This window comes from Nostoc sp. CCY 9925 (assembly GCF_963920935.1).
GTDB lineage: Bacteria > Cyanobacteriota > Cyanobacteriia > Cyanobacteriales > Nostocaceae > Nostoc.
Genome location: NZ_CAWUDO010000066.1, coordinates 11,466 through 23,531 on the forward strand (window position 1 = coordinate 11,466; position 12,066 = coordinate 23,531).

Genomic DNA, 12,066 nt, shown 5'->3' on the forward strand with positions numbered 1-12,066 from the left:
ATACCAGCGAACAAAAATATAGGCTATGAGTTCGACCGCCTCAACAAAAATAAAGCACAAAATTGGTAAAAAATCCCTTGATACCGAACAATTAGGTGTTGTCAAAAACCTGACACCGTTTGAGGATATTACCCATTTAGCCGGGATTGCAAGTATCTCGCTTGCTGGTCGTAGAGATATCGGCGCACTCATCCTCCAGAAAAAAGAAGATATTCAAATTAAGTTTTGCTTCGACGTACAAGGAGTCCACCCGTCTTTACCAGAAGAACAGATTCTCCCCATTTTTGAAAATATTGAAGGCGGACTCAAAGAACTTCCCGAACGCGAAACCTTAACAATTCATCTTGGTTCGTTCACTGATGATTTTCTCCGGCAGCAGGAATTAAAAAAGATAGAGGATAAATGCGATTTAGAGCAATTAACTTTATTAGTGCGATCGGAACGTCTGCGAGCAAGAGAACTCACCGAAGCGGGAACCCGTAAAAACAAGTTCTTACGCTTCTGGTGTACCTATAGTGTCCTGGCTTCTGAAGACAGTCGCTCAAATGATGCAATTGAAAAAACTATCAAACAATTGCAAAATGCCTGGTTTCAATTTACTGGACAAATTCACGGTGTGCGGCAAGAGCGAATCGAAACAATCTTACGGGATAGTTTTACCTCTGGGTTTCAACGGTGGGAACAACTTTTTACAAACTCGATGGGGCTGTCAGTGCGAGCAGTCACAAGTGAGGAAGTATGGTCGATTCTTTGGAGTCAGTTTAACCGTAGCGACGCACCCAAAGTTCCCAATCCCCTCATATTAGATGAAGAGGGGCTTCGAGAAATTCAAACCAGCGATTTCCATATTCGCCACCTGATGCTGGAGAACGAAAAATCTGTCCCCTTTCTCGATCGCAGCTGGGTAAGACTGCAAGACAAGTATATCGGCATTCTTCAGTTTAGCGAAAAGCCCCAAGGGTGGGTAGACGAATACGCCCAGCTTCGATACCTGTGGGAGGTAATATCCAAAGAAAAAATCTCCGACACTGAGATTATCTGCCAGCTATCTAAAGCTAACCAGGGACTTGCCAAAACTGCCCTTCAACGAATTACTAAACAGTCAATTACCTCCAGCGCCATGTCTTCCGAGAAGGGATCAATTGACGTAAAAGCCAATATGAACATTGAGGAGGCAGTTAAGGCACAAGAAACTATCCTCAGAGGCAGTTTGCCCATCCACACTGCTGTTGTTTTTTGTGTTCATCGTCACAGTCGTCAAAAACTTGATGAGGCTTGCCAATACCTTTCTAGCTGTTTCTTACGACCTGCCGTAGTTGATAGAGAAATCGAGTATGCCTGGAAAACATGGTTACAATGTGTACCTGTTGTTTGGGAAAATCTACTTACAAGACCCTTTAACCGTCGCCTCCCCTATTTCTCATCAGAAGTTCCCGGACTCATGCCGATAGTTAGAACGGCTACGGGAGATAAATCCGGGTTTGAGCTAATTGCTGAAGAGGGAGGAACCCCAGTACATCTCGACTTGTACAAGCAGCACAAAAATCTCGCTATTTTCGGTACTACCCGTGCAGGTAAATCTGTCTTAGTAGCAGGTCTATTAACACCTGCCTTGGCTCAAGACATTCCCGTAATTGCACTTGATTATCCCAAACCCGATGGTACTAGCACGTTTACCGACTATACCAAATTTATGGGAGAAGAAGGGGCATATTTCGATATTAGTAAAGAATCGAACAATCTATTTGAATTACCTGATTTAAGGGGGTATGAGCCGGAAGTTATTAAGGAGAGGATGACCGATTTCAAGGAATTCTTGAAATCAACATTAATGATAATGGTACTTGGGACAAATCCTGTCGGGGTAAGTCCGACAATGATATCAAATATCGAGAGTATCATTACAATCACAATTGAAACTTTTTACAACGATGAAGATATAAAGCTCCGGTATAAGCTAGCACTAGAAAATGGATTAGGAACACCTGAATGGGCAGATATTCCCACACTTAAGGATTTTTATAATTATTGTTCGCCTGGGTTTATCAAACTCGATTCAATCACTAATAATAGTAAAGAAATTCTTGATGCTCTTGACCAAATCAGATTGCGATTAAAGTTCTGGTTAAACTCACGAGTTGGACAATCAATCGCCAATCCATCTAGCTTTAAAACTGATGCCCGACTACTGGTATTCGCATTGCGATCGCTTGGGAGTGAAGCTGATGCAGCAGTCCTTGCCCTTAGCGCCTATTCCGCAGCATTACGTAGAGCTTTATCATCTAAAGTATCAATATTTTTCTTAGATGAAGCGCCGATTTTATTTAGTTTTGACAGCATAGCCGAGCTAATTGGTAGACTCTGCGCCAACGGTGCGAAAGCAGGTATACGTGTAATTTTATCTGCCCAAGAACCAGAAAGTATTTTCCAAAGTAAGTCTGCCTCCAAAATATTTGCTAACATCACTACCCGCCTTATCGGTCGGATTCAAACATCAGCTGTTGACCCATTTGTTAACAGGTTTAAATACCCTTATGAAATCATCTCGCGCAATAGTACCGAAGCATTCTTCCCAAAACGCGAAAGTATCTACTCACAGTGGTTACTTGACGATAATGGCAAGCTTACCTTCTGTAGGTATTACCCTGCTTATTGTTTACTTGCAGCAGTAGCAAATAACCCGAACGAGCAAGAATTACGCACTCTCTTCCTCAATAAATATGTCGATAATCCAATGCTCGGTATGGTGAGATTTTCAGAAAGCTACATACAGATGCTTCGAGGAGATGAGTTAAGCCAAGAAGCACAACAATTACTGGATAACAATAACAATAACAATAACAATAAGCAATTAAAGCCAGCATAAATTATATAAAAAAAACTAACAAATAATCTGGACTGGGAAAAAGAAGAATCAATAAATCATAAAAAAGTGGCTTAAGTTTAATTGCCACATTGGTTATTTTATCCACAAAAAGTATGAAGCAAAAGTTCAAGTTTACTAAGAAAGGGATAATAATCGGGTCAATCATTGGTCTGGTTACTTTACTCGGTACAGCACCCAGTTATGCCTTTTCAATTGACGATTTTTTCAAGGTTTTAGGCAAATTCAATAACTATTTTGAGGAAACCAAAAACGAACTCACCGCAGCAGCTAATGAATGGGGTGGGATGAAAGGCGAAGCTAAAACTGCTATTCAGACTGGCAGTATGGATATGCCAGACCCAGTAAATTCAGCCGAAAAGCTCAAAGAGCAACTCAAGGAAAAGGGTAACTGGAATGAAAGTAACACAGTTGAAGGTGCTGTAGGTGCAGCTAACGAACTGGAGAGAGAAACCACCCGCGCTACGATCGCCAGCGTCTTAGGGGAAGTCGGACAGGAACGTACCAAAAATGAAATAGAAGCAACTGAACAAACTGTAGCCGAGGCCAAAGAACTCGCGGAATCTGCACAGGCAATGGATGCTTCACAAAACATCCTCAAGGTAATTGCTGCCCAAAACTCGCAAATTGTCTCAATGTTGGGGCAATCCCGCACCGACGGACTGCAAGCACGACACGATGTCCAGCAAACTAACCTGATGCTATCTCAACTTGCCGAACAAGGGGCAAGCGATCGCCGCCGTCAAAACCTGATGATGGACGGTATCAGCGCCCAGTACATCGAAATCAGCGGGTTTAGCAGTCTCAAAACTACAGCAGGTGAATAATTCACCCTAATCAATTGGTCATCTCAATTGCAGAGATGACCAAACCTTCACGCTGTTAACCAAGTGCTATGTTAGAACACCTCATAATTGCAACCGACCCATTTTTTGGACAAGACATTTTAGAAAATGCCGCCGCTGGAGCGCAACTAGTAGCTGAAGGTTTCAATGAACTTTGGCAAGAAACCCTCAACGGTAGCTTGTATGGCTCGATGTGCAAAGTTGGTCAGTTTTTTGCGATCGCCACACTTACCCTTTTTATGGTTGAGTTAGGTAAAAACTGGATAAATCAAGAGGATATGAAAGCTCTCTCCAGTTGGATATGGCCCATCCTGGTTATCGGGCTACTAGCTAACAATGGCACTTTACTCAGAAGTGGAACACTCGCCATACGAGGATATATTAATACTGTCAATAATGACATTCTTGAGTTTACTGCTGCCGGAGCAAACCTAGAAGTAGCATTCAATCGAGCAGTCGGCAATATTGCCCTCCAGCAGCAAGTAGGGGCGGCAATGGAAAGATGCCGCTCAATCCCTGGTAACACGCAAGATTCAATCACCTGCTTGCAAGAAGCAGAAGCAGAACTCAAAACCTCTGCGCCCGATCTATTTAAAGGAGAAGCCCCCGATAGCGGTAGTTGGGAATTTAACCCACTTCAGGCTTTATCTGATGCCAAAGATGCGCTCAACGACCTCTCCCCCGGTCAAATTGCTGAAAAAATTGGTAATTCTATCACCAGCACAATCGGTTCAATGATTACCGGATTTGTCGCAGTCATCCTCCTCGCCCTAAATAACGCTTACCAGTGGGGTATCGAATTCACGATGCTTTTAACTGCCCTGCTTGGCCCATTGGCAATAGGCGGTTCACTACTCCCCTTTGGCGCGAAACCTATTTTCGCTTGGCTAACTGGTTATTTCACCGTTGGAATGGCAAAACTTTGCTTCAACATGATTATTGGTTTGTGCGGACAACTTATTGCTAATTCCGAACAAAACCAACCGATGATATTTCTCCTTTTTGTTGGGTTGGTTTCTCCTATCCTTTCATCTGCATTAGCCGCAGGTGGTGGAATAGCTGTTTGGACAGGATTAGGTAAAACAGTAGCATTTGGCTCTGAAATTGCAGCAGGAATCGCTACTGGTGGAGCAAGTACAACTGCTACGGTTGCTGTCAATGCCACCAAATTTGTTAGTTCCAAAATTAAAGTTAAAAAGTAATTAGTCAGAAGTCAGAATTCAGGAGTCAGCTAAGACATTTCAATATTTGATAGTTTGGCAAAAAGCACATCAGTTTGTTTTATTAGTATATCAATTTACTAGTAAGTTTCCTAAATCGTAAATATATGCTTAAACCTAAGTCTAAATCTCAACCATCCCGCCTTCTCAGTTACGGTCAATCTACCTCTACACCTATTGCAATGGCAATCACCATAACAGCAGGAGGAACTATCTTATCTATCCTATTGCAAATCGTAAATATTGGTATGATTTCTAGTACAAATCGTCATGTCAAAGGTATGACGGTTGTTCAACTCCAAGATGGCTCTATTTCACCTGGTAAATTTGCTGCTCCCAACGAACGCGAAGACGAAACTATCAAACGCTTTATCTCAGATAGCATGATTAAAATGTTCGGTTGGAACGGAATAATCGAAGCAACAGAGAATGGCGAAAACGTTACCAAACCTGATAAAGGAATAGATGTTCAAACAACAAAAAATAGTAGAAAAAGAATTCCGACTAGAGCTTGGGAAGCTGCATTTGCACTATCTGAAAATCAAGATTTTCGGGCAAACTTCCTCAAAAAATTAGCAGAAATTGTCCCAAATGGTGTATTTAACGGTGAAGTTCAAGTCTCACTCGTCACCCGCCATATCTCTGAACCCAGAAAAATCAAGGATGGAAAGTGGGAGGTTGATTATATCGGTACGCTTGTAAGCTTTGATAGAAATGAAAACCAAGGCAAAGGAATCGCCTTTAACAAAACAATTACTGTCGAAGCTATCGATACTCCCAAGTTACCAGCCAAGCCAACTGAACTTGATAAAAAAATTTATTTAGTACGAGAGCCAGGTTTAGAAATTACTCAAATTGTTGATTATAATCTCGGCAAAAAAGAAAATAATTAGTAATTAAACACCAAAATATGTTACAGCTACAAGATGAGACTTCAAATAAGCATAAATTATCTTCCGTAGATAGTCTTTTACCAATTGAGAGTAAAGATATAAAACCTGTAGAAGATGAACTGGAAGGTTCACAATATGAGGTGGCTGAAGAAGATGATCTGGAAGTAGAAGACCCCGCATTAATACAAACTAAACACGATTTTGTCACATCTCCCTGGTCAAGATTAGGAATTATTGGTGGTGCATTCGGTGCTGGGTTCCTAGTTATATTTGTTGTCCTCAACGGCATGATGAATGGGGGTGGTAAAAATGCCAAAAAACCAGAAGTAACCCCTACCCTTACTCCCACGGTTGCCGCATCTGAGAAAAAAGATGGGGATGTTTATGCCAAGCTTGCCCTTGCCAAGCAACAGGAAGAACTTGATGCACTAAATGGTAAAGGCAAGACGGAAGACAAAGAAGAGAAAAAGGAAGGTACTGAAGAAGAACAATCTAAAAATAAAGAGAAAACACGCCCTACTCGACAACGAAGGGTAGTCGCTCAAGAAACTCCCCCTACTTCTAGAAGACGTGTATACCGAGAAGAAGCACCCGAAACTGTTAGACCAAGACGTAGAGAAGTCGCCTCACAGCCAATACAACCCCTGCGTCCTAGCGCTCCTCTGCCAAAATTTGCCAAACAAATAGTTGCCAGCAACCAGAGTGTCGCTAAAGACCCAATAGCCGAACTCGAACGCCTGCGTAGCCTGGGTTCGGTTGGTCGGGTTGATTATATGTTAGCCAGTACCACTGTAAGTGAACCTACAAGCACAACAGCAGAAGAAGTTACAGCTAAAACTGAAGAAACATTACGCCCAGCAGAACAAAATACCCGTCGCCGCCGTAACCGCCGCAGCGAGAATACCGAAACAGTTACCAACACTCCTAACCAAATTGAAGAACTGCGCCCGCGCTGGGAACCTGTAACCACAAACGACAGTACTCCAGAGTATAGCAATACTGGTGACGAAGAGAACAATCAAGCCGTACCAGTTATTTATAGCTTCTTGGTAGAAAAACCACAAACTAGCTCAGAACTTGGCAGTAGCAAAGAAAAAATCTTAGAATCCAGTTTTGCTGGTAATAAAGAAAACAATCTCCCTCAGCAAGTCGAACGAGTTGCAAATAACTACCTGCCAGAAGAAGCACAGATACTTCAAGAAACACAACCGCAGTATCTAGTTGTCGGTTCGTTTGCAAGTGCAACCCTCGTAACTCCGCTCGTGATGCCCCAAATCAGCAATAACGGTCGTTCTCAGGAGCAGACAAATACGTTACGGTTTGTCGCCCAGTTGAACGAGCCGCTTTACAGCAATACTGGGGAAATAGCCATTCCAGCAGGAACGCAGGTAACTATCGCCATGATTTCGGTTGATAGCACATCAGGCGTGCGTGCCGAAGTCACCGCTATTCTCAAAGACGGAACTGAATACCCCCTATCACCCGGAACGATATCAGTCCTGGGAGAAGCAGGTTCCCCCCTAACCGCCAGACCCTACGACGACAAGGGATCTGAAATAGCCAAATACGATACCACTTTAGGAACAATAGCTGGTCTTGCCAAGGTAGGGGAAATTATCAACCAGCCGGATGAAGAAGTCACAGAAGATTTGCCTTTAGGTGGGACAAGAACCCGCAGCCGCAATAACAACCGCAACTTGGGAGCTGCCTTCCTTGAAGGTGCCTTTGGCAAACTTGGCGAAACAGTCAGCAAACGGACAGAACGTGCCACCGACGAAATCAACCGCCGTCCCAATGTCTGGTATGTGCCTAAAGACACCAAAATTACAATCAAAGTCGATAGGTCAATTAAGCTGTGAAATTCAGATATATAGCCAGCTTTAGTTTAATGATGCCCTGCGCGATCGCCTTTGGCGGGTGCCTCACCATTGCCTCCGTGCTTGCACCAAATCAACTTGTACTGGCAAATACTATCCGTCAAGTTGCAGCGTCCCAGGTGTCAGGGGAGAATGCCCAATTGCAGACAGTTAAGGTCTGGCCTGGACATGGGGTATCAATATCGTTCTACAACACCAGAGAAGTCATCAAGAAAATCTGGCTGGATGACCCATCTAGGTTTGTTTTTGATGTAGACGGATGTCTTGAAGGCTTGGGTAAGTGTTCTGGAAGCAGCACGGGTGCTGGACTAATTCACATTCGCCGCATCGAGACAGTCAAAATCCCCGGTTTACCACAAGCTTCTTACGGGGCGCACATGACGGTGATTACCGAATCTGGGTCAACAAGGAAAAGCTATCACTTTCGGGTTGTAGCGGGCAGTGGCACACCAGAGTACAGCCAAATTGAAATTATTGGCGATACTCCCAGCAAACCTGAAGAAGTAAAACCAAAGGTCAGTTACACCGCATTATCTGATAGCAGACATATCGCTAAAGGAATGCAAGTTGCCTTAAAAAACCAGTGGGTTACTACAGATAGCAAACTTTGGAAGCGTCTGAACCAACTTGTGGAGTTGCGATCGCAAGGAGAGGAACTTGTTGTCGCCGCCAGCACCACCGGAGTATCAATGCAGTTGGTTGAAAAACTCATGGTGCTAGGTGGAAAGCGCTTCTTAGAAATACCGCCACAGCGCAATAACCCTCTAATAACACCAAATACAGGTAAAACAAACTTTCTCTTGAATCAATAATTTTTAAATAACCAGTGATGTATAACGAAAATTTGACCTCCAACAACCAAATTTTAGATATCACAGCAGAGGTAACTGCGATGCCTTCTCTACGAGACGCTCCGCGAACGGCGGGCGTAGCCATCGTACCAGTGAGCGATGCAAGTCAGGAAACTACTCACAACAAAACCAACCGAGCGCTTGAGTATCGGATGGAAAAATTTAATAACTTACGCTACCTGATGGTAGCAGGACTTATTGCAGGACTTGCCCTACATGGGTTAATCCGGTTTGGAAGTAGCTACAATATCGGCAGTCTCCTATTCGGAGAGAAAGCAGTAGCTCTAACAGTTCCATCGAAGTATTCAAATTTGAACACTTCGATAGATAAAACAAAACAAACCAAACAGCCACAGCCCGTCGCAACTAAATACGTCAACGGCGCACCTACTCCTGACTGGAGCAGTATCACGTTCAAAAATATGAAATTTGGTGGTGCTGGCAGCGTCGAATTCCCTAATATCAAAAACCCTGGTATGAAGGAGACACGCACCTGGAGTACCGGACAAAGCCTTGCCGAAGTCATGGAACTGGGCGATTTTGAAGCAACTGAGTTCAATATTGAAGATTTTACGCTTGAAGATATCGCCAGCATCACAGGAATTAACCTCAAAAATCTCAACCTGTCAGATTTTGAGACACTAGAGTGGCAAACACTCGAAGACCTCGCCGAAGCAATTCCCAAGCTTGAAGATTCAGAAGTCGGAGCCATCCCACCAATTAAAGAACTAGTGACCAAAGTTACAGGCAGCACCGCAAGCTACCAAACTGTTGGTGAAGTGCTAGACAATTATCCCAAACTGGGAGAAGTGGAACTTGGTGAGTATGTCAAACTCGATAAGTATAAACTAACCAGCATCCCCGGTATTCAGGATGCACAGCTAAAGGACTTTACTAACTGGCAAAACACAACAATTAGTAAGGTTCCGGGATTGGCTGATGTTCCATTTGACCAGTTCCCCAGTGTTCCCATCCCCGATGTTAGCTTTATCGGCAAAGTAGACTTACCCCTCGGTTCGCTTGAAAGCGGACGCTGGAAGTCAATAAGCGGTAGCTATCAAGCTGGATTTAATGTCCCGTGTGAGAAAAAGTGCGGTCACATCGAAGTTTCGGGTAGTGAGACTATCGTTGGCGCACAATGGATGTCTGGTAAAGACCAAAACGTTAAAGGCGGATTCGGCATCTTGGGCAGCCTCAACGGTGGGAAAGAACCCACAGGTCGTCATCCCTTTGGAAAATCATTTAAACAAGTCATCTGGGATATTAACGAAGCTGACGGCAGTATCACCACCGCGATGTTCTTCCGTATTTGCAAGCGGGGTTGGGTTGACTTGGGCTGCTCGCCCTACTTCATTGGCCCTGTTCCCTTCTTCACCTACCGCGAGATAGACCCGATTATTCTTGGTACACCTCTCACAGTCCCTAAAAAGTAAAAAGGCAATCATAGAAGAATTTATCCTTTTTAATTTTTGACTTGGAGAGGACATACCAGATATCTAATGAAGAAATATGCAACTTCACTTCATCGCATATTTCTTCGATTTCCTCATTGCAAAATTAGCACAGATTAATATGAATAATTATCTGTTTGTAACTGCTAAAACTAAGACAGTTAAAGAAGTAAAAGCTACTCATAAAAATAGCAATCCTGACTTTAGTAAATATACAGATAAGCTCATGTCACCTCAAGGTTTGGCACTTGCAGGTGGAATTGGCTTATTGTTGCTTTTACAGCTTTTTAGTAATGGTAAAAAAGGCAAGCTTGCTACTAGCTATTGGGGCGGAGCAAAGGAAACCGCCCAAGCTAAGAAAAAAGCCCTCAAGCAAATCGTCGCTCCTAAATGTGATAGTGCCAGTTTATATATTGGAATACACAAATACAAGGGTCAAAAATCACCCAAGGGGAGTGGGGGAGTACCAGTTTATGTCCCCGATGTCCAACGCGGAACTGCTGTAATTGGCGCACCTGGTAGCGGTAAATCATTCTCGGCTATCAACCCGATGATTTACTCAGCAATTGACCAAGGTTTTGGTATCGTACTATACGACTTCAAGTATGCAAGTCTTGCCAAAATCGCCAGTTATGCCAAATCAAAGGGGTATGACGTACACATCTTCGCACCGGGATTTCCCGAATCAGAGGTATGTAACCCAATCGATTTCTTGCGCGATTCCTCTGATGCTGAAACCGCACGGCAGTTAGCTACAGTAATTAACAAGAACTTCCGCCTGTTGGGTAATGCGTCTGAGGATGCATTCTTTGGCCCTGCGGGCGATCAGTTAACGCAGGCTATCTTAATGTTAACCAAAGAGTTTGGCGATCGCGCTGATATTATGACGGCTGCGGCAATACTTTCCAGTGAGAAGATGGTCGAACGCTTGATGGCAGCAGCACTAAACCCCTGGATTAAGATAGCTTTTGGTCAATTATTTAGTTCGGCAGGCTCCGAAAAAACCGTGGCGGGTATCGCTGGTAGCGCTTCATTGATGTTCACCCGGTTCATGGCAAGGGGTACATTGGGATGCTTTGTCGGTAAAACAACCCTTCCCCTGGAGGTAAAACGCAAACAGATGATTATCTTCGGGTTAGACCGCGAACGCCGCGATGCTGTCAGCCCCCTGATGACCAGTATTCTCCACATGGTAGTTTCCCGCAGTATCGCCAAAAAACGAAAGGAAGATGGCCCATTAGTAGTGTGTCTTGACGAGTTGCCAAGTATCTTCCTTCCAGATTTATTTAAATGGCTTAACGAATCTCGTTCCGAAGGATTCTGCGGTATCCTGGGTTGGCAAAATATGGGTCAGCTAGAAAAGATTTATGGTAGGGAAATCTCTAAAGCCATCCTCGGTGCGTGCGGCACAAAATTTGTTTTTAATCCTGGTGAAGAAGAATCTGCTAGATTATTTTCTGCATATTTAGGTGAAGAGGAAATTAAATATAAACAAAAATCTCGCTCAACTGGAGGGGGTAGGGCTAGCACATCTATCAGCGAACAAGAACGGACTCGGAAGCTGTTCGAGCCTGCCCAATTCCTCAAATTACCACCGGGGAAATGTCTATTTATCAACCCAGCTTATAGTAATAAAAATGAGGGTTCAGTACCAATATTAAAAAATATCAAAATCCCGAAATATATTATCGGACTCGAACAAGAAAACGATACTAAGTGGGATAAACTCATCAAAGAGCTTGCTAGGAAAAGTACCCAGAAAAAACCCACACAGGAAGATTTAGATTTACGAGTCAAGGAAGTAGATCGGAAGTTTCCTATCCCACAAGCACCCGTACAAGCAGGCAATGCACCGTTGCCTGTTGATGCATACAAGAGCTTTTTCTAAAAATGATACAATGTAGCGTCAAAGACGAAAATATCACTCAGACAAAAATAATTAAGCTAATAAATAATTATCACCAAAAAGGTCAATTAATTAGTTCACATCAAGTAAATAGCAAGAATGCACATTCAATTATTAGCTCTTTTGAGGAACAGTTTAT

At 43.3% G+C, this 12,066-nt stretch carries 8 protein-coding genes and 1 pseudogene; all 9 read left to right on the forward strand.

The window, feature by feature from the left end:
* The first annotated feature begins 25 nt into the window (after positions 1 to 25).
* The 9 genes and pseudogenes from ACM0OY_RS26895 to ACM0OY_RS26935 all read left to right on the forward strand — a co-directional run bounded on the left by ACM0OY_RS26895 (position 26) and on the right by ACM0OY_RS26935 (position 11,909).
* Positions 26 to 2,866 (forward strand): hypothetical protein, encoded by a 2,841-nt coding sequence (locus ACM0OY_RS26895; protein WP_414571848.1) that lies wholly within the window; start codon positions 26 to 28, stop codon positions 2,864 to 2,866.
* Positions 2,867 to 2,979: 113 nt separating this feature from the next.
* Positions 2,980 to 3,711, forward strand: coding sequence for a hypothetical protein (locus tag ACM0OY_RS26900; protein ID WP_414571849.1), 732 nt, complete (start codon positions 2,980 to 2,982; stop codon positions 3,709 to 3,711).
* A gap of 68 nt (positions 3,712 to 3,779) precedes the next feature.
* Complete coding sequence (locus ACM0OY_RS26905) at positions 3,780 to 4,931, forward strand: hypothetical protein (RefSeq protein ID WP_414571850.1); 1,152 nt, start codon at positions 3,780 to 3,782, stop codon at positions 4,929 to 4,931.
* A 16-nt stretch (positions 4,932 to 4,947) separates the two neighbouring features.
* A pseudogene (locus ACM0OY_RS26910) lies at positions 4,948 to 5,049 on the forward strand (four helix bundle protein); the annotation flags it as partial.
* Positions 5,050 to 5,056: 7 nt separating this feature from the next.
* Complete coding sequence (locus ACM0OY_RS26915) at positions 5,057 to 5,842, forward strand: hypothetical protein (RefSeq protein ID WP_414571851.1); 786 nt, start codon at positions 5,057 to 5,059, stop codon at positions 5,840 to 5,842.
* A gap of 17 nt (positions 5,843 to 5,859) precedes the next feature.
* On the forward strand, positions 5,860 to 7,701 hold the full coding sequence (locus ACM0OY_RS26920; protein ID WP_414571852.1) for a TrbI/VirB10 family protein: 1,842 nt from the start codon (positions 5,860 to 5,862) through the stop codon (positions 7,699 to 7,701).
* The gene (locus ACM0OY_RS26925; RefSeq protein WP_414571853.1) at positions 7,698 to 8,531 is read left to right on the forward strand and encodes a hypothetical protein; all 834 of its coding nucleotides are present in this window, start codon (positions 7,698 to 7,700) and stop codon (positions 8,529 to 8,531) included. The genes ACM0OY_RS26920 and ACM0OY_RS26925 overlap by 4 nt, the downstream gene beginning before the upstream one ends.
* A gap of 17 nt (positions 8,532 to 8,548) precedes the next feature.
* The gene (locus tag ACM0OY_RS26930; RefSeq protein WP_414571854.1) at positions 8,549 to 10,003 is read left to right on the forward strand and encodes a hypothetical protein; all 1,455 of its coding nucleotides are present in this window, start codon (positions 8,549 to 8,551) and stop codon (positions 10,001 to 10,003) included.
* A 139-nt stretch (positions 10,004 to 10,142) separates the two neighbouring features.
* Complete coding sequence (locus tag ACM0OY_RS26935) at positions 10,143 to 11,909, forward strand: type IV secretory system conjugative DNA transfer family protein (protein WP_414571855.1); 1,767 nt, start codon at positions 10,143 to 10,145, stop codon at positions 11,907 to 11,909.
* Positions 11,910 to 12,066: the final 157 nt, after the last annotated feature.